The sequence below is a fragment of the Niastella vici genome, assembly GCF_002077945.1.
GTDB classification, from domain to species: Bacteria; Bacteroidota; Bacteroidia; order Chitinophagales; family Chitinophagaceae; genus Niastella; species Niastella vici.
This window is the reverse complement of the sequence record NZ_LVYD01000048.1, coordinates 135,092-154,817: the sequence shown is the minus strand read 5'-3', so window position 1 is coordinate 154,817 and position 19,726 is coordinate 135,092. Positions and strand designations below refer to the sequence as shown.

15 protein-coding genes are annotated in these 19,726 nt (G+C 42.7%); 4 read left to right on the top strand and 11 right to left on the bottom strand.

Features of this window, described 5'->3' with window-relative positions; all coding sequences use genetic code 11:
* Nucleotides 1–6: 6 nt before the first annotated feature.
* Nucleotides 7–3,354 (bottom strand): zinc-dependent metalloprotease, encoded by a 3,348-nt coding sequence (locus A3860_RS18495; protein ID WP_081148284.1) that lies wholly within the window; start codon nucleotides 3,352–3,354, stop codon nucleotides 7–9.
* A 355-nt stretch (nucleotides 3,355–3,709) separates the two neighbouring features.
* On the opposite strand from A3860_RS18495, the gene A3860_RS18490 reads away from it, so the two are divergent.
* Nucleotides 3,710–4,429 carry an ATP-grasp domain-containing protein gene (locus A3860_RS18490; protein WP_143774169.1) on the top strand — a complete coding sequence of 240 codons (720 nt, stop codon included), beginning with the start codon at nucleotides 3,710–3,712 and terminating at the stop codon, nucleotides 4,427–4,429.
* Between the two features lie 7 nt (nucleotides 4,430–4,436).
* Here the strand turns inward: A3860_RS18490 and A3860_RS18485 are convergent, their stop codons facing one another.
* The 5 genes from A3860_RS18485 to A3860_RS18465 form a co-directional block, all read right to left on the bottom strand.
* Nucleotides 4,437–5,603: a hypothetical protein gene (locus A3860_RS18485; protein WP_081148282.1), complete on the bottom strand. Its 1,167-nt coding sequence runs from the start codon at nucleotides 5,601–5,603 to the stop codon at nucleotides 4,437–4,439.
* On the bottom strand, nucleotides 5,590–6,576 hold the full coding sequence (locus A3860_RS18480; protein WP_081148280.1) for a DUF2157 domain-containing protein: 987 nt from the start codon (nucleotides 6,574–6,576) through the stop codon (nucleotides 5,590–5,592). Before A3860_RS18480 ends, A3860_RS18485 begins: the two co-directional genes overlap by 14 nt.
* Nucleotides 6,577–6,638: 62 nt before the next feature.
* Nucleotides 6,639–7,949, bottom strand: a complete 1,311-nt coding sequence (locus A3860_RS18475; RefSeq protein ID WP_081148278.1) for a hypothetical protein — start codon at nucleotides 7,947–7,949, stop codon at nucleotides 6,639–6,641.
* 119 nt (nucleotides 7,950–8,068) lie between these two features.
* Nucleotides 8,069–10,759 (bottom strand): HD domain-containing protein, encoded by a 2,691-nt coding sequence (locus A3860_RS18470; RefSeq protein ID WP_081148277.1) that lies wholly within the window; start codon nucleotides 10,757–10,759, stop codon nucleotides 8,069–8,071.
* 226 nt (nucleotides 10,760–10,985) lie between these two features.
* Entirely contained in the window at nucleotides 10,986–11,306 is a 321-nt protein-coding gene (locus A3860_RS18465) for a LytR/AlgR family response regulator transcription factor (RefSeq protein ID WP_081148275.1), read from the bottom strand.
* Nucleotides 11,307–11,917: 611 nt separating this feature from the next.
* Here A3860_RS18465 and A3860_RS18460 point away from each other — a divergent pair.
* Together A3860_RS18460 and A3860_RS18455 are read left to right on the top strand one after the other, a co-directional pair.
* A complete protein-coding gene (locus A3860_RS18460; protein WP_081148272.1) occupies nucleotides 11,918–12,487 on the top strand; it encodes a hypothetical protein in 570 nt (189 codons plus the stop codon).
* Between the two features lie 72 nt (nucleotides 12,488–12,559).
* Nucleotides 12,560–13,204 (top strand): hypothetical protein, encoded by a 645-nt coding sequence (locus A3860_RS18455; RefSeq protein ID WP_081148270.1) that lies wholly within the window; start codon nucleotides 12,560–12,562, stop codon nucleotides 13,202–13,204.
* A 91-nt stretch (nucleotides 13,205–13,295) separates the two neighbouring features.
* Here A3860_RS18455 and A3860_RS18450 read toward each other — a convergent pair whose 3' ends face one another.
* Together A3860_RS18450 and A3860_RS18445 are read right to left on the bottom strand one after the other, a co-directional pair.
* Nucleotides 13,296–14,009: a LytR/AlgR family response regulator transcription factor gene (locus tag A3860_RS18450; RefSeq protein WP_081148268.1), complete on the bottom strand. Its 714-nt coding sequence runs from the start codon at nucleotides 14,007–14,009 to the stop codon at nucleotides 13,296–13,298.
* Nucleotides 14,006–15,040, bottom strand: a complete 1,035-nt coding sequence (locus A3860_RS18445; protein ID WP_081148266.1) for a sensor histidine kinase — start codon at nucleotides 15,038–15,040, stop codon at nucleotides 14,006–14,008. Before A3860_RS18445 ends, A3860_RS18450 begins: the two co-directional genes overlap by 4 nt.
* 221 nt (nucleotides 15,041–15,261) lie before the next feature.
* Between A3860_RS18445 and A3860_RS18440 the strand changes: the two genes are divergently transcribed.
* A complete protein-coding gene (locus tag A3860_RS18440; protein ID WP_081148264.1) occupies nucleotides 15,262–16,422 on the top strand; it encodes a DUF1624 domain-containing protein in 1,161 nt (386 codons plus the stop codon).
* A gap of 2 nt (nucleotides 16,423–16,424) precedes the next feature.
* Here A3860_RS18440 and A3860_RS18435 read toward each other — a convergent pair whose 3' ends face one another.
* The 3 genes from A3860_RS18435 to A3860_RS18425 all read right to left on the bottom strand — a co-directional run bounded on the left by A3860_RS18435 (nucleotide 16,425) and on the right by A3860_RS18425 (nucleotide 19,563).
* The gene (locus A3860_RS18435) at nucleotides 16,425–17,339 is read right to left on the bottom strand and encodes an SMP-30/gluconolactonase/LRE family protein (protein ID WP_081148262.1); all 915 of its coding nucleotides are present in this window, start codon (nucleotides 17,337–17,339) and stop codon (nucleotides 16,425–16,427) included.
* A 105-nt stretch (nucleotides 17,340–17,444) separates the two neighbouring features.
* Nucleotides 17,445–18,545, bottom strand: coding sequence for a hypothetical protein (locus A3860_RS18430; protein WP_081148260.1), 1,101 nt, complete (start codon nucleotides 18,543–18,545; stop codon nucleotides 17,445–17,447).
* Between the two features lie 22 nt (nucleotides 18,546–18,567).
* On the bottom strand, nucleotides 18,568–19,563 hold the full coding sequence (locus tag A3860_RS18425; RefSeq protein WP_081148258.1) for an SPFH domain-containing protein: 996 nt from the start codon (nucleotides 19,561–19,563) through the stop codon (nucleotides 18,568–18,570).
* Nucleotides 19,564–19,726: the final 163 nt, after the last annotated feature.

Sequence of the window (19,726 nt, the reverse complement as noted above, 5' to 3'; positions counted from 1 at the left end):
CTGTTCTTATTCTTTCACAAACCGTGCGGTAACACTTCCTGAAGTGCTAACCAACTGCACTACATATATACCCTGGGGTAATGCGCCAACCGGTACCTTATACAGGTTGGTGCCATTTTGCGCGGTAAAGCGTGATTGATAAACCAGGTTACCTTCGCTATTGAGCACCCGAACACCTATTGTTTCTACGCTGGCAGAAAGGTATTCAAGCGTAAGGGATGTTTTTACCGGGTTGGGATATACCGACAGCGTTGTTTGCTCCTGCTGCATATTGATGCGCGCAACACTTCCCCATGTTGAATTGCCGTTTGCATCAACTTGTTTTACCCGGTAATAATTCCAGGTAGCCAGTGGAGAATAATCATTCAACTCATAGTCAACAGTTGAGCTATTATTTCCTTTTGCAGTCACCCTGCCGGTAAGCTCATTAAAATCATTGCCGTTTGCCGAACGCCAGATCTCAAAATAGCTGCTGTTCTGTTCTGCGGTGGTCGTCCATTTAAGATTGACCGTATTTCCTTTCTTATAGGCGTTAAGCGGTATTGTTTGTGCGAACAATATGGCTGTAACAGCTACATCTATATTGTTCAGGCTAACGCTTCCACAAAGTGTGGCAGGATTATACAGCAAGGCGTTTTTGAATGAAGTAAAGGAGGTGCCCGCGTATGAATTCAGTGCTGCCGCAGAAACAGCATTGGAATAGGAAAGGCCATACACCGTATAATTGCTGCCAGCCGGGTAAGTGGCAGCATTGCTCAGGTTGGCGCTCGCATCAATGGCTTTTATGAGGCCGGTGGCATTGTCAACTATCACGTATGTGTAGCTGAATCCTGCACCGGGATTGGGCGTGTTTGAATACAGGGTGCCTGGGCCGGTGGCCGTGATAGTATAATTGTCGGGGAAAATGGGGCTGTTTCCACTGTTGTTAAAAGAGCCAACCGTCATGGTATAATACTGGCCCGCATTTAAAGTAGCCGTATAGCTATTTACAATAGAGGCAGAAGCACCATTGTACCGGCCGCTCGAAGTAATAAAATTACTACAGGCGTTGCCGGGGACAAATGCATCTGAATACAGGTTAAAAATATCGGAAGAACTGCCGGTGGTACGGGTAAAGGTATAGGTACCACTTACGCTGGGGGTGAACCGGTACGCATCGTACAGGTAAACGTTGCTGAAACCTGCGCAGGAATTGGTATTGGTGTTTAATAAAGTAAGGTTACTGGCCGGGTCGGTGGTGGCCAGGGAACCGCTGATGCTTACAACCGTTCCATAAACAGGCGATAAGCTCAGATCAAGGGCCGAACTGCCGGCAGCACCGGTAACATCAGTGGTTGGTGTAAAGGATGTGCCATTGGCAGAACAACTGCTCGTAATAGTTATATTGGCGGCATTGATATTAAAAAAGATATTGCCGCGGGCTTTTACCATTATGCGGCCGATCGATGTTGGCAGGCTGGGTATGGTGATGTTTTCTGTTCCATCATTGCCGGTATTGGCTGCCAGGGTATCAGTGAACGTGAGGCCACCATCGGTAGATAAAATAATGTCAACATTTGAACAGTTGACGGGCGCCACATTGGTACTTGCCACGTTCCAGGTAATTGTGGCTGTATTGGTGCCATTGGCCGTCCAGCTGGTGGCTGTATTTTGTGAAGTAACGCTAAAAGGCCCTGCAGCAGTATTGGTATTCACTGTTACGGTTGTTTGCGCCGTACAACCGCCGCCACTTGCTGCATCACGTACCATTACCTGAAAGTTCATGGCGCGGGTTACACTGGGCAACACTTCGTAAGTGGTGGTGGCGCCGCTAACAAGATCAGCCAGGCGGGGAAACACCCGGGTATTGCTTGTGGTAGGCGGGTACGAGCGAAAGTTCGGTCCACTGGTAGCAGTTGCCGCAGGCGGTGCTGTGGTGGTAGCGTTTGCATCCATTTGTTCCCAGCAATAGTACAAAGTACTATTGGTCATATCTGTACCGGTTGCTGAAAGCATAAAAGGCGTTGATACAGGTATTGTATAGGCCGTAGCCGCCACCGTTATAGTGGGTGCTGTATTGCTCGTAGTGATAGGCGTAACACAGGTGGCAGAGTTTACAGAAAAACTGGCGATCTGTAAAATGCTGCCGCCATGAAAATACAGGTCTGAATTATTTTGATAAGAGTTGCCGGTACAGGAGCCGGCATAAGCCATAATGGTGGAACCGCCGCCCGGTTCATAGGCCGTAGCTGAAGTAGTATTACCGCTGCAGGCGCCATTGGTAGCAGCCATCGTGTGCGTAGCATTGAACTGGTGTCCCATTTCATGGGCCACCGTGCCTACGAAAACGGGACCTTGCGGGCCTGCGGTCGGGTTGCTGCCTGAACCGAAATTAAGGCCGGCGGCAGCCTGCCCTTTACGGGTAGCGTTGCAAACGGCGCCTAAAGAGGCCAGCCCGCCGTTCCAACCATAGTTCAATACAATACCTTCATCAAAATTGCCGCTTCCCAAATTTGTGACAAGTGTACTATGGTTGTTACTTAAAGTAGTGCCATCAGGAAATGATACAGTAGGATATGGGTCGGAAAGTGAGTCGGTAAAAATAATGCTGTTATTGCTTACCAGCGTAAATGTGATTCCCGCATCGCGTTGGTAAATGGATGTTACATCGTTCACCAGCGTGGCGATATAGGTGAGCGCCTGGCTTTGTGTGCCGCCTGCCCAGTAAGTGTATTCGCCGGTAGCAGCAACAGCCAGTTTGTAATTACGCAGTCTGCAATCACTTGCCTGTACGGCCGCAACACGGTTGGCTGCGCCTTCCACTACTTCTTTTGCCCCGCATAAGATAGGTTCCGTAACAGGGATGTCTTTTACGTAATATACCATATGCACGCCCGGTTGATCGGCCCCCAACGGACTGATATATGCGCTGCCATTGGTTGTAAAGATCAAACCGGTAACACCTTGTGCTGTGATGGTTAACCGTCCTTGCAAACCAAGGGTAACCGGATCTTTTAATTCGTAGGTTTTTAAACCGGTTAATTGTTTTGTGAGCGCATCAACAAGTACAGGCGATTCTGTAAAAGCGCTCGATAAAGTTTTACCGGCAACGGGTAGGGGAAGGGAAATGCGTACAGGCGATAGGGATGAACGTTCACCTGGCTTTATTAATGGCGCTTGTTGTTGCAACGTTTGCAGCAGGTTGAAGTTCAGCTTTACCAGCTCATAATGTGTGGGCATTGGTGAAGCTGCAGAGCGGCCATTCAGATAGGTTTGTAAGGAGCTTTTCGTAACAGGAGTCCATAGTCCGTCTTGCGCCATAGCATGCAAGATAGGCAGGCAGGTCGCAAGCGACAGCAGCAGTCTGCGCGTCATAGAGTAAGGTTGTTTTAAGGTGATTTTGTATTATATAAAAGGATTATGTTTTCATAGTCAAATCACACTGGCTTTGACTTAAACAAAAACCATACCTAAGGGGTAACTGAATGCAACAGTACCCATTAACCTAAATTGATCATATGTATTACAAAAAGCGGAGATCAGGTGGTTTTGAGGAACTTAATCCCGATTGGGAGAGTAGGGGTATAAACAGTAGACGGTATTTCATAGATGGATTTTTAGTTATTTCAAAGGATAATTGGCTATTGATAATATATAAAGATATTATTTTGTTGTAACGACCATTTTAATCAGTAGATATTTTTGTATTTTTCATTTGTAATGAGATGTTATGAATAACTTCATCACTCTTTTAATACCGGAAAAAGCAGACCCGGAATCAGATCAGGTAGCCGCTGCTTGGGTAAAACATGGCGGCGGGGTCAGAAGGTTAGGTAAGTTCTGGGTTAGAGACGAAGACCTGGCAATGCAAAAAATTGCCATATATGGAAACCAGGCATTTGCTTTTGTACTGGCCCAGATCTATAATGTGGAGTTAGTTTCGCCTGATGATACACTAATTGCAAGGCTTGAACATAAATGGACAAAGAGAACAGTTCAGTTAAAACAAGCCGGACAACTAACCGATAGCCATTTCCCTCTTTTTGCTAAACCCGTTGTTCCAAAAATATTTTTAGCAGGTATTTTTCAAACATTACACGACTTTCAAAGGGCAACGGAAGGTCTTCCGGAAACAGAGGAGATCTTAATTTCCAATATCATTGATACTATACAGGCAGAGGCAAGGTGTTATAGTAACGATGGCACCGTGCGCGACATAGCTTTTTACGAAGGCTCGGCCAATCTGCAGGAAGCAGAAAAATTTGTGGCTGACTTTATTACCAATAATAAAGAGCAGCTGCCCCGCGTAGTGGTTATAGATATTGCATTCAGTGAACAAACGGGTTGGTTCGTCCTTGAATTCAATGCCTGTTGGGGTGCGGGTTTGAACAGCTGCAATGCTGAGAAGGTAATTGATTGTATCATTGGGGCAACGGTGAATAATATATGAAACATTGTTAATAACTCCCCGTAGCGCCCCCGCCACCCGTGCTGCCTTCACCAAAATCAAAATGCTTATCTGGCGCTGCCGGTGTTGTTTGGAAAGTTTGCGCAACTACTAATGACTCTACCTGAAGCAATCCCGCCAGCTGCGGATCATTCGGTTCGGCATGCGTAAATCCATGTTTGGACGGGGTAAGGTATTTGGTAATGCCATACGCCACAAGTATCATTATAAGGCCACCGATACTCATCGCTATTTCAATGGGCGCAATGTGATGGTAATATCGTACAGTGAATACAATGGCTGCCACCAGAATTAAACCAGTTCTCAATATTATACCATCCCTCTTTTGTATGCCTCTGAAGATGTATACTAAAGGAAGAAGCGCTGTCCAGATCCAGAAAAACCATCCGGCAGGTATAGATTCACCTTCTTTTAAATTGAGCTCAAATAGTAAGTTGCTTACTTCTCTTACTGCAAAATAATTTCCGGCAATATACAGGGTAAGCAGGGCCAATATCTCTACAAACGTGCAACAGGCTTTATAATAGCGTAAGCGGTTGTCATTTTTGTATTTCCGTACAAGCCAGTAAACAGAAATGGAAATGGCCATGAGCAGAAAGGGCATGGCTGTTTTTGCGCTATCGCCCAATTTAATGGCGCCATTAAATACAATGGAAAGGAACGCAATAAAAGCAAGACCGCCCATAAGAATATTGCCAAACCGCAGCAGGAAATAAGCGGCCAGTATAAAAACCAGTACCGATTGGGCAAGGAATGATGGGGAGGAAAATAGCAGGTTGACGGCCGTTACCATGAATGCGATGCTTAGCCATATCATGGCATCGTCGATTCCCGACCGGTAAAGCTTTTTCTCGCTGATTAAAAATTCCAGCGCTCCATACGTGCCCAAAGAAGTAACAAGGGCAAGTACACCAAACGCCGTCTCTCTGCCGTTTAATATTAACAGGCAAAATAAACCAAACCCCAAAAGAATGATTACTACTGTAAGCAGAAATAATCCTATCCGTATAAATATATTGGGCGAGTATAAATTGACAGGATATGTTTGTTTGATAGCTGCTGCCTCTTCTTTTGAAATAAGGGTATGATGCAAAGCTGCTTCTGCTTTTTCATTAATTAGTAAATTATCAAGAGATGTATGGTTATATGCTATCATTGTGCTTCAGTTTTTTGTTCATCCTGATCAGAAATACGACCACTCCTATACCTGATAAAATGAGATACATTAAAGCAACGCAAACTGTTCCCAGATCCAGATCTGTAGATAGTATCAATCGTATTATCACATAACTGAGGCCTATATATCCATACAACGTTAACATTAGCAGAAAATAAAAAGAAGCAGTAGCGAGCGATCTCTTATAGAAATAGAATACAATACCAGCAAGGGGTAAAAGCCAAAGCACGTAATATGCTGAAAAGTGGAACATGCCGGCCAAACAGGCAATGAACAGGATATTCATGCCAAAGTTGATGTACGTAAAGCCAAAATGCGCTTTTATATTCCGCTGTTTGCTGGCCCAGGCTATCGCATTCAACGCAACACCTAATAATAACCCCGCAAAAATGATCTTCGAATTGTCAAAATCGTTTGCCTGCAATATGCTGAGGGGGGTAATGGCTATACCCATCCAGGCGGCCAAATTGGTTATCGCCATGCTTAAAACACCCAGATGGTCGAAATAATAGGCACAGAAAAATAAAATGACCATGGGGATGAACGTCGCCAGCCCATACGCGTTGCCGAAAGCGGTGTACTGCACCTGCAGGTAGGTTATAAAAGTGATGAGGGTAAGGCAGCCCAGCAGGAGAATATAATCAAAAAATGAATTAGGCGCCGGTACCCTGGTGGTGGCAAAGGGGAGCTTTTTACGTTCACAATAATAAAAGCATCCTACGCATAAAAGTCCTATTGCGGTGAGTATGGCCTGGTGGCCGATCGTATCGATATTTTTATAGATCAAAATACCCAATCCCCCGGTAAGCAGAAGAATGCCGAGATATAAGATCGTTTTTAGTTCCCAATGCACTGAAAAAAGGCTTGAATTTTCGCGTTGCTTTACTTGTTCAAGCGACGCGTCTGAAATCAGGCCTTCTTTGTGCAGTCGTTCAAATAAAGGTATGTTCACGTTGCAGGGTTTAATAACAGAAAGTAAATATAATTCTTTTTGTTAGTTACCCATGCATTCCTTTACTCATTCCTGATATAGGAGAATTGGGCGTTTACGGCAGCTGTTCTGTGTTCGGTGATATTGCCAACTGTTTTTTGATAATGCAGGGTGCCTGAAATAGTCCCGGTCACTAATTCACCCACCTTGCCCCAGGTTGTAATATTCACTGTTCCATTTCCAAAGCGGGGCATCACAGTGCCTTCTTCAAAGTATTCTGTCTTCCATTCATAAGGAGAGGTTGTAACCGTACAGGCCACCAGGTTCTTCTCGCCAAAAGAATAACTGCCCGCTCCTTTAAATCCTTCGCCCATGGTCAATACAAGACTGGGCACTTTATCGCCGGTGATTTCTTTTGATAGCATAAAAAGATAAAATGTTCCTGCAGTTGTAGAGGCACTTACAGTTCCTTCGAGATTCTTATAGCTTTGCCCATCACAGCTAAATTCAAACGACGTTTCTTTTTGTACGGTGATGTTCGAAACCAGGGTTATAGTGCCTTTGCCGGTATTAATGTTGGCGCTTACTGCTACGGGATTGTTGGCTGGCACGTTGGCCGGTGCATGGTATTGTTTTTCATTGGTTGCTGAACCTGTTAACCACCCATTACTGTTTCCGGCAGCGCTTGCCTGTGCGTTCACAGTCCAGTTACTTACCTTGTCTGCGGCCACAATTGTTGGCTCGCCAAGTACGTGAAGGAGTTCCTGCACATTGTTGGGGTCGGGGTCTTCGCTGTAAGGCAGCTTCATTACCTGTAATAAAGCAGTTTGATTTACCAGCAATGTTTTTTCGCTGGGTAATAGTTTGAAAGTGGCGTAAAATGACCACCGGCTGAAATGTTTGATGGTAGCAGAAACAGTTTGAGCGGTAGTATTCACCTGCAAATTGCCTGATCCCTGCCATACATTTTGAGCGTTCTGCGTTCCAAACTCAAGCAGGGCGGCAGAGGTGCCAGCCAGCTCTTCATTGGTATAATGAAGTGTTACGGTGACAGGTTTTGCAAACTGTTGTCCGTTGGGAAGAAAGTCGTATGACAACCCAATGCCTAATGGGGTAGTGTTTTCTATGGGTTGAATGGTAATAGAAGTATTATTGCTTAAAGCACCGGCAGGAATAGCTACCGTGATCCTGCCGTCGGGCGAAGTAATTGAGCCGCCGCCTGCGCCTATTTCTTTTATGGATGCGTTGCCAACTGGTTTTCCTATTGCAGTGGGAAAAGGCGTTACGGGTTCTTCTGGTGATTGTATACCGGGGCTTTCCTTTTTACAACTATTCAAAAACAGTATTGCGAAAAACAGGGTGGCAGAAAAAAGGAGATTCAATTTTCGTAGCATGTTTGTAGTATTAATGCTGCGAAACTAATTGGCCTGTGTTTTCTGGCTTGAAACGGATGAATGAAATGCTATAATAAAAGCCTGAAATGTAATTGGTGCGTATGCAAATGCAAACTGAATTAAAACTTTTCCAAAATTGACTTAAGCAATATTGTTGAATATTCATGAATGATATCCGGATCAGGGTAGCTTTTTTCCATTATGAAATCGCGTGGAGAATATTTTATATCATTCATCTCAAAGACAGAATTCACTTTGGAGAGAATCTTTTTTTGTATTTTTTTTCCCGCAGCTGACATCCAGTTGCCAAGCAATGCGTGCGACTCATTGATAAAATTGCGGGTCACGTTTAAATCAAAGCGCGAATTACCAAATAAACAACATCTGGCATGTGTTGCTCCAATAGGGGCTATAGAACTGGCTTTTATGGGTAATTTTATCCCATCCTGGAAAACATCTCCTGTCAGTAAATTTCTAAACATGTTGTCTATGTCCCCAATTATTTTGTCTGTTCGTGAAACATAGTTACTTGCCTTTTGTTTATTTTCTTCATTTTGTTTGAAACCAGGTACAAAATCGTAAGGTTTTTCGGATTCGCCATCAGATTCGGAAGTGACAATCCCATGAAGTTTCTCGGATATTCTTTCAATATTTGAATCAATTTTGAAAACATCGGGTTTTCGTTTATTTTTTGGGGGCTGGTTAAAAGGAAGAGTATATTCAGTGGTATCTTCATGGCCAAAATCGAGGTAGGCTTCACTTTCATTATCATCATAATCTTCCTGGATCTGTTCGGCCTCATCTTCATATTCACTTCTGGTTAAGATCAGAATGCTATCATTTTCCCTGTCAGCCGAAGTGATATAGCGAAAAAGTGTTTTTTCATGTGATTTTCGATTAATGATAAAGATATGTATGGAATTCCATTCGATACCAAGTTCATTGTCCTGAAAAAAGACAGGTATAAATAGTAATGATACTTGATTTTTGTTACTCTTTCCAATAAGATTTGGGGAAGATCCCGCTATCTCAAAATTATTATCCAGGCGTAAAAAGACTGGATTCATAAGTCTGGTTTTGATTGGTTCTGTGATCGGTTTTATATATCCATAAAAGTTGAATATTTTATTCAAATTATTTAAATTTTCGGATTTTCTAGATTTTAGCATATCCTCCAATTCCTTATAATCAGTATTTTGTATAAGCTTTTCAATGTTTTCAGGTTTTTGATAGTACTTAAGGTCATATGATTTTCCCTTAAATGAAATGGTATTCAATATTTCAATTAATTTCTTCAGATAGTCTTCATTATAAATGAAAATTTTTACAGAAGGGCTGTAATAATTTTTATAGATATAATTTAGTATGTCATTATATGTGGTTGATTTCTTCAAATACAATTTCACTTGTGTCCCAAACGCACAATCAACTATTTCGGAGTATGCATCCAACGCTTCTGTTTTTAAAGTCACATCCCTGCCGCCTTCTTTATTATTTTCCCGGGACTGGGTTTTGACTATAATTTTATCGGCTCTAACAAGGCATGAAACAAAACCGATTCCAAACTTTGCGATCGAAGGAAATGGAATGTTTCTGTTTTCTGCTTCTTTTTTGTATCCCGAACTAGCCACATTAAAAAGGAAATGTTTTAATGCATATTTATCCATTCCAACTCCATTATCTGAAACCACTAACTCATTTTTTAACTCAGAAAAAGAGATACAGACATGTGGTTCATAATCTTGCAACTGCCAGAATTTAGGATTGCAGCCACTAACATTGCCATCAGGATGAATATATATCCACCTCAAACAGGCATCTATGCTGTTTTGTATTAATTCTCGTAAAAAATCAAATTTGCTTGTATAGATGGATTGAGAAATTACATCCCAGATTTTTCCTTTTTCGTCAATTTCAAATCTTAACGGCCATAATTCATAAGTTGCTTTTTCGTCACGGATAATTTTATCAATTACTTTTGGTAGCTGGAATTTATTTAATTCCCCTTTAAATACATATGTGTTGGCATGTAGAATATCTTGCTTTAGGTACCCTAGCCATTCAGTCCAGATGGTATGCTCTTCTTTTGTGTGTGAAATGACTTCAATTTCTATATTTTCTGGCGTGAGGAGCAAATGGGCGACATTTTTATGTCGATTGTGATGTATATCCGATGTTCTATCCTGAAAGTAGGATGGAGCATATCTTCTTAATGGATCACAACTTCTGTCGGAATCCAGATCAAGCAGGTCCCCAATACGTAATAAAATAGAAAGTACCCTGACCCTTAATTGTTGTTCAAAAATTCTTTCAGTTCTGCGAAAAAATTCATGCGAGGTCATTTCTTCCCATGTCATTCCATGAGATCTGGCAATAAATCCAATACAGGGAGTCAATCTATTGAGATATTCGCTGATATTTGCCATCCGATGAGTTAGAAATTCATTTAAAAAATCATCCGATTTTATGTGGTGCTTCTTTCGTAATTCATCTTGCGATAGCCCGTCTGCTATCATACCGACATCATGAAATGCGGCAGCTATTATCAGGGAAAATATTTCAATAGGAGTTAAATTTTCAATTGCTTCTTCTGAAATTACGTCTTCCAGGCGTTTAATGATTCGCCAGGAATGTTGCAGGTCGTGTCCTGTGTATGACGGAAATTTATTTCGGATGAAACCCAATAATTCATGGGCATCGCCGGAAAGTGAAATTATTAATCCATTTAAAACTCCTGCTACAGGATCATTGGTGACTTTTTCTAATAATTTTTTATAAAGTTTTAATTGACTTAAATGAATAGAAACCATTGTCGAACTTTTAAATTGAATAAATACCCTGCCTTGGAAATGCCTGGATTAATATCTTTTTACCTGGCATTGAATGAAATCATTCAAAGAACCAGCATATCAATAAATAAAGGAATGTCAAATACTTTGGTTGGGGCACTTTTGTTTAATACTCAAGAGGTAAGTACAGGATAAAATATAAAGGTAATAATATTAATCCTTTTTCAAAATTCCTGGCTTTATCTCCTCACTCAATAATATTCAACTGCCTGATCACGGGCTTGTAATATTGCCGGGAAATGGGAATTGATTCCCCGCCAACTACTAAATGATCTCTGGCTACGTCATCAATAAAATGAATGGAAGCTGCATACGAGCGATGTGTTTTGATGAACATGTCGGGAGGAAGTTTTTTTAATGCAGCCGATAAGCTCGAACGCACGTGGTAATAACTTTTATTTGAAAGAATGATCTTGGTATAATTCCCTTCTGTTTCAAGGCACATCACATCTTCAGGGCTCACACTCTTCAATACTTTATTTTTCCACACAAAAAAAGGCTTCGACATAGTGAATAAAGTTAGCGTTAGAAATGATTACAATGTAAAGAAAATGCTTCAAAGATTATATATACTTGGATGTGTAAGATGTACGCCTGGTCTGGATTGTAGCCCGGATGCTAACTCGATGACACCTTGATGATACCACAGCTTTTTCACTATGGGTCCTCTTTGCTTCCTCGGATTCCGGGGACCCAAAGAGGAGAAGCCGGGGGCAGGTCCTCGGATTTTGAGGTCAACGCGAGGTAAATTCGAGGTTTCACATAAGGAGAATAAATGTGATTTCGAGGAGGCTAAGAGGACGAATTGACGAAGCACTACCAAACATCCCACGACAGCTACAGTTCGTCACACCGTTTTCCTACTCCCGTCCCTAAAAACGAACTGCTTTCGAGGAGAAATTACCAAACGTCACATCAATAAGCGAAGACCGTCACATCAATACCAAAACATCGTCACATTTTTGAAAATGTGCGTTGATCACTGATATACATTTGTGTCATCAGTCGCAGCCAACGGAGTTTCGCTCAGGGATAACAGGAAGAGCGAACCTGTTAGCCCTCTCCCTGGCGGCGGTTGATACGGTATCATTATTCAATCACTTTTTAAATTTAATAATCATGGCACATTCAAACAATAGTCTGGTAACAGGCAAATTCAGCGGAACACTCGGAAAAGAACTCGTTTTTCGCGAGTGGGATGGTAAAACAGTAGTTGCTAAAGCGCCTAAACGCAGGAAAGGGAAACCAACACCTGAACAGGCCGAAACACAGGAAAAATTCCTGATCGCATCACGATATGCACGGGGAATTATTCGAAATCCGGACAGAAGCATGGCGGAAGCTTATGCAGCTGTGCTGAAACCCAGGCAAAACGTGTATAGCAGGGCATTGGAAGATTATATATCTCCGCCTGTTATTAAAAACATCAATACGCGTAATTACAAAGGCAAAGCCGGCGACAAAATCGTTGGCCTGGCAATTGATGATTTCCGCGTAGTGAGTGTACGGGTAGAAATATATGCTGCCGATGGCAAGCTACTGGAAGAAGGTAATGCTGAACTTAGCTTCAATGGTGTTGATTTCACCTACACCGCCACGCAGGTAAACAACGGACTGGCTGGTAGCAAGATCAAAGCCATAGCCACTGATGTTCCGGGAAATGAAGGAATATTGGTAGTATCTTTGTAAGGTGTTTACCAGGAAGGTGTCCCGGGGTAAACCGGGGCACCTTTCCTTTTTGATTAATTACAAACGAGTTGTATGAGCAAGTTACCAAAGAGCCATTTCTGGGAATGGTTCAAACGTAATAATAAAGAATACCTGGAACTGAAGAAAAAGACGAAAAAAGAAGCTGGTTACTGGATGAATGAATTGACGGCGCATTTACGGGTATGTTTCAGATACTTTGGGTTCAGTATAACATTGCCTGATAATGGAGTCGCGAAATTAACCGTCACTGTAAATGGCAGGGCGATGTTTTTTGAGAAAGTGGAAGCATTCGTAGCCAAAGCACCTGAAATACCCGGTTGGACGATCATTTCCCTGGAAGAACCCATGCCGGTTGATTTTATGTTGGAAAAGCCTATTGAGAAAGCAGGTATCCATCCCAGCGAGTTCAGTTTTTCTTTTGCCAGTGACGAACCTGCCGATACAGATATTATAATCTACCACCCCCTGTGCACCGAAGAAAACAACCGTCAATTTTTGCTCCTGGCTTATGACGCTATGTATAACCTGTTGGGCGAACATTCTTACGGCGTTGATCTGGGCCGGGTGGAAATGGCTAATTTATCAGCCGCCGGTGAAAACGAAATTTATCAATTCGAGGAATTACCCACTCATATCAGCCTGCGCAGGCCTGCTATGGTGATAGATCATAATGGAACTTTGTTGAGTAAACAATGAATGAAATAAGAATATGAACGGGCGATGATCAGAATATTAAAATTCACCTGAAGCGGATCGAAATATTTGTACAGGAAACAAGCTGCATCCGTTAACCGCGCTTATACCCCTGTATCTTCTTTAAAAAATTGTTCTTAAATATACGCCCGATGGCCAGGGAAGTTTCTGCAATTTTTATTTCCCCGGCATTGTATTGGGTTATGCCGTCGAGCGAAACTATGTACGATTTATGAATTCTGGCGAATTTATTTTCGGGTAGCTTTTCTTCCATATAGCTTAATCTTTCAAAAGCAACGAACACCCTGTTGGGGGTATGCACTTTTATATAATCCTTATAACCTTCTATATAAAGAATGTCTTTAAGAAAGACCCTGGTTTGTTCTTTCCCCGTTTTTAAAAAGATATACGCATTATCGAAACTGCTGGGAATTCTTGTTTGTTCCGGAATTGTATTATTGTAGTAAGTGAATTTTGAGATGGCTTTCATAAAACGTTCGCGGATTACCGGTTTTATCAGGTAATCCAATACATCCAGGTCAAACGCCTCAGCGGCATGCTCCCTGAAAGCCGTGGTGAGTATGATCTTTGGGCAGATCTTTAATGATTTTATGAGTTCCAGGCCAGATACCTGGGGCATCTGGATGTCTAAAAATATCAGGTCCACAGTTGATCTTTGCAGAAAGTTAAAAGCATCCAGTGCATTATCGAATGTTTCCAGCAATTCAAAATCCTGCAGGCCCGAAAGGTGAAGCCGTATCAGGTCCCTTGCAGGCCGCTCATCATCTACGATAATGCATTTTGTCATCGTTCAATTGTTATTTTTAATACCACTAACCACGAATGAGGTTCCTCAATGATCCTGAATTCATGTTTATTGGGATAGATCAATTGTAACCGCTTTTGTACGTTTTTTAAACCAATACCGCCGTTTTTCACAGGGGCCTGCGGCATTTTTTCTTCCCGGCTGTTCTCTACTTTAATGGAGAAATTATCATCCTGCCTCGATACATCCACCCTTATCCAGCCCGGTTTAATGGAATTTTCGATACCATGTTTAAAACTGTTTTCAACAAGCGGCAATAACAGCAGGGGCGCAATATACAGGTCGCTTATTTCGTCATAAATATTTACCGATGCATCCAGCTTGTTTTCATACCTGCTTTTCTGCAATTCGATGTAATTCTTTATGTATACAATTTCAGCGGCCAGGGAAACCGGATCCTGTTTTGATTCGTGCAGATTATAATTCAGGAAATCGGATAAATGGGCGATCTGTTTGGCTGTTTCCGGACTTTTAGCAAGTGCCGTTGAGTAAATATTATTCAGCGCATTAAAAATAAAATGCGGCTGTACCTGCGATTTCAATAACTCCAGTTCAGCAACAGTTTTTTCCTGCACCAGGTGCTGCACCCGTTGTTGCTCTTCATACAACGACCGCACAAAATAGAACAATGCATAAACGCCCACTATGGCATACAGGTTCACCAGTTCAACAATCAGCTTACCGAAAGAAAATAATGGAATTTGCTGCGCAAAAGGAGCGTAGAGCGGATAAATTATATAGTAATTTATGTATCGTCTTATTAAGAGGAATATGATGGAAACTGTGATCTGGCATACCCAGAATTTTAATTTTTCTCCTTTGTGATAGAACTTCTTTACAAAGATGTGAACAGTGAGGTAAGATATAAGAAGTGAAAGCGGCAATGCCATGACGGCGTTCATAAAATATAAACCATACTGGCCCGAAAGTGCGGCAAGCCCCAGCCACTCATAAATGAAATAGAGCAGCCAGAAAATAATATTGAAAAGGAGCTCTTTGTTAATTGAATACATAAACCGGGTGCTGATGGTCCCGGTAACAAACTTACATATTAATAAACGTTTTTATTACCCCGGCACCGCCTGCAGGCGCCTGTTTCGGGGCTTTTTCGACAAACCTGCTGAAAATGCAGGTAAACTACCGATACCAGGCCTGTTAGCCGATCGTCGAAAAGGGGCTCTTTGTTTCAGCGGCAGGTAATAAATTGGGATATATAATAAGAAACTGACCATCCATGAAAAGAATTCAATCGATTGATTTCATGCGGGGGCTGGTAATGATCATTATGGCCCTTGACCATGTTCGTGACCTGATGCATACCACTTCTATTACGCAGCTGCCAACGAACCTGAATACCACTACACCAGTCTTGTTTTTCACGCGATGGGTAACGTATCTCTGCGCACCGGTTTTTGTTTTTCTGTCAGGTGCAGCTGCTTTTCTTTCCATGAAAGGTAAGAATGATATTTCCGCAACAGGAAAGTTCCTGTTAACAAGAGGCATTTGGCTGATCGTGCTTGAATTTACACTGGTGAATTTCGGATTATGGTTTGATGTGCATTTTGGGCTCTTTATTTTTGAAGTGATCGCCACCATTGGTGTGGGGTTTATAATATTGAGTTTGTTGTTACGTGTAAGAACGAATGTGACCGGCATTATTGGTATTTCCATCATATGCCTGCATAACCTGGCGCCGTTGGCGCCCTTTGCAGAAACATCCCTGGTAAAGAAAATATTGATGCCCTTATTTGCTCCCGGCGTGTATCCATTGGGAGGAGGCAGGTTGTTCTTTATGAGTTATCCGCCCATTCCCTGGTTGGGGATCATGCTGGTTGGTTTTGCAGCAGGAAAGTATTTCGGGCCCGATATACCGCGGCAACGGTCCCTTTTGGTGAAAGCAGGATTAACAGCTGTAGGTTTGTTTGTTTTGCTCCGGTTCGTCAATGTATACGGAGATCCGGTTCCCTGGTCGCATCAGAAAAATGGGTTGTTTACATTTCTTTCCTTTATCAACGTTACCAAGTACCCACCTTCACTGCAATTCTGTTTGCTGTTCTTAGGTATTATGTTCCTGATACTGGCTGCCGTGCAGGGAATAAAAAACAGGTTCACTGAATACGTTAGTGTGTATGGTAAAGTGCCGCTGTTTTATTTTCTGGTGCATTGGTACATCATACACCCGCTTGTTTTTGTAATGATCTTTATGCAGGGATTTAAAAGCCGTGACATGGTATTCGGTTTTAATTTTGGCCGGCCAAAATCGGGTAGTGGGTTACCACTCTGGGCAATCTATTGGGTATGGGCTTGCATTGTATTGATCATGTACCCGCTTTGCAAATGGTACGGCCAATATAAGGAGAAACATAAAGAAAAGAAGTGGTTGCGGTATTTGTAACGCTATTCAATCCCCCTTACCTTCATCTCCAACACATAAACCGCCTCTGAAGCGGTGATAAATAAAATGTTCCGGTGCATTCCGCCAAAGGCAACGTTGGCAGTCCATTTTTCAGGAATATCAATGTGTGCGATCTGCTGACCATTGCTGTTGAAAACAGTAACACCCCTGCCGGTAAGATATAAATTGCCCTGGTTATCGAGCGTCATACCATCGGAGCCCATATTAACAAAGAGCTGCGCATTACTTAAAGAGCCGTCTTTATTGATCGTGTACTTATAGACCTTGTTCCCTTTAATATCTGCTACATACAGGTATTTCCCATCAGGTGTACCTACAATGCCATTGGGGCGTTGCAGGCTATCTACCACCGCTACCGGCGTCTTGCTGCCACGCATCAGCACATACACTTTTTCTTTGTCTATTTCGGGTTTTGTTCTTGTCCACCACTTGCGTTGGTAATAGGGATCAGTAAAATAAATATCACCACGGGGAGCCACCCACAGGTCATTGGGGCCATTCAGTTTTTTGCCATCGAGGTCATTTATCAGAACTGTTATCTTTTTTTGCCTGTTGATTGACCAAAGCTGGTTTTGCTCGTCGGCACACGAAAGCAGGTTGCCTTTCTTATCAAAATACAACCCGTTCGATCTGCCGGCGCTGTCCATAAAAAGGGAAAGCTGGCCATCGGTTCCGAATTTCCAGATCTTATTATTGGGCTGATCGGTAAAAAAGATATTTCCTTTCTTATCAGTAGCCGGGCCTTCGGTAAAGGAAAAATTCCGGGCTACCAGGCGGGGCGTAGCGCCATCAGCTACGATACCGGTATCGGTTATGCAGGAACGGTCGTTAGTGGCTTTCAATGCATAACTGCTGCAACATAGCAGTAACAGCAGCATTAGTTCAGAAAATTTCATTGGCAATCTCGTTAAATGATGTCCAATATACTGAATAATACAAAACCCCGTCCTGATAGCTGTCGGGACGGGGTTCTGATTTTATTTCCTGAGGGTATGTTTCAGTTAGTGGGTTGGAAATACCCTGCTAAGTATATAAAGAATAAGTATAATGCCAAGTATTATTAAAGTGATTTTCACGGCGCCTGTTCTTCCTTCCGGTCTTTGACCCTTTATTCTACCTGTTTGGCCATTGATCATGAAAGGGTAGGTCTTGTCCTTATACACGTACGTGCAAAAGTAAATTGGTAACAGTATATGTTTATAGGTTTTGTCGCTGATGCTGGTATCAATATCGAGATCGCGATAGGTGTCTATTTCGCAATCACTGGCGCATGCATGGTAGATCTCTCTTTCCATTAAACTTTTAGCTTTTGCATAGCCGTCTTTCGCTGAAACATTATATACATCGGCTTCAAAACCGGAGAGATAACTTTCATTGAAGTTAACCAGCCCTTTGAGTTCAAAAGGCAAAATGGCTCCAATTGTATTTGACGGCACGTTGCTGGTACCGCATACCAGTACATCGTCGAAGGAATGCTCAAAAGTACCGCTACGCGATAGCCATTCCGTTCTTTGCTCCCGGCGCGTGGTTTTTTTACCGTTGGAATCTGTATCTTCTACCGTTACATAATAATAGCGGCCAGCCTCACCGCGCCATCTGGAAGTGGTTCTGGCGTCATAGGTCCAGAAAGGCAAATAAACGCCCCGGATGTTTTCCTGCAGGTCAACCTTGCCCACATCTTTGGGCGTAAAGCTGCCCAGGACTACCCATTCTTTAAAAAGGGATAGTGCTTTTTCCTTACCAATTTTAAATGGAACGAGGGCCGACGGCTGAATATTGCGGGTTTTATAAGCGTTCGGGTTTACCACCTCGAATTTACAATACGCACATACAAAAGTGGCTGTATCGGCAGAGACTGTTGACTGGGAGCCACAACGGGTACACTTGTGTGTTATTTGTTCAGTGGTGGCGGCAGTGTCTTCGGCTACTGATAGCAGAGGTTGCAGATCAAATTCCTGTAACGGTGCTGTTGTATTATCTATCTGTACATTGGTACCGCAATACTGGCAATTCAGTTGCTGGTTACCGGGTTTAAAATGTAATTGTGCATTGCATCCCGGGCAGGGGAACAGCAACAGGGAATCAGTGGATGTTTTTTCCATAGCTGGGGGTATCGGGGTTCTTTTAGAGCTTGCTCAGGATATCGGCTTTCTTTTTATTGAATTCTTCTTCGGTTATAATGCCGGATGCTTTCAGCTCACCCAGTTGTTTCAACAGGTCGAGCATTTGTTGTTGATTATTGACAGCAGGGGTGGAACCGGCGTTATTTTGCGGCTGTTGCTGTTGCATCATATTGGTCAATAAAAGACCTGCACCAATACCCGCAGTATCTCCGGTACCGGGATTATCGGCCATTTTTTCCAAAGCAATGCCACTCTGCAGTTGGTTGAACTGGGTCATTTTATCAGAGAGCATGCTCATTTGAGTGGTCTTGTCGAGCATGCGTTCCACTTCTTCAGGCAGGCTTACGCCATCAATATAAAACCGGCCCAGTTCAATACCCCAAACGTCAAATTCTGCCTGGAATATGGGTCTTAATTTATCGCCCAGTTCTGTAAAGTTGGCTGCCAGATCAAGTACTGAAATTTTGGCTTCTGCCAGTCCTTCAGCCAGCTTGCTTACGATGGCATTGCGCAGCTGTTCACAAACCGTATCTATTTTTACCCGGCTGTTGGTGCCGGAAAATTCCTTGATGAATTTTTGGGGATCCGTTACCCGCATGGTATACGTACCAAATGCCCTTACACGAACCTGTTTGAATTCGGGATCGCGAATAATAACGGGATTGGTAGTGCCCCATTTCAGGCTGGTGAATTGTTTGGTGCTAACGAAAAAAACGTCAACCTTGAAAGGATCATCGAAAAGATATTTCCACGATTGAAGCGTGGTAGTGACCGGCATGTTGGGCGTGGTTAGGTCGTACATGCCGGGGCTGTATACATCGCCAAACGAACCTTCATGCATCAAAACGGCTACCTGGGATTCGCGAACGGTTAATTTAGCGCCGTTCATAATCTTGTTTCCCTTATCGGGAAATTTGTAAATAACGGTATCTGTAGTGTTATCGACCCAGTCGATGACCTCTAAAAATTCGTTTCTGACAAAATCAAATAATCCCATTTTCGTTTGATTTAAAGGGTTGGTGATTGTTGGTGGTTTTAAAAACCTGTAACATTAGTAACAAAGCCGGCGAAAAAGTTACGGCAATTGACCGAAAAATGCAATCCCGGGGTCCTAAAACAAAAAAGCATCCGCCGCTGGCGAATGCTCTTATAATGTAGTA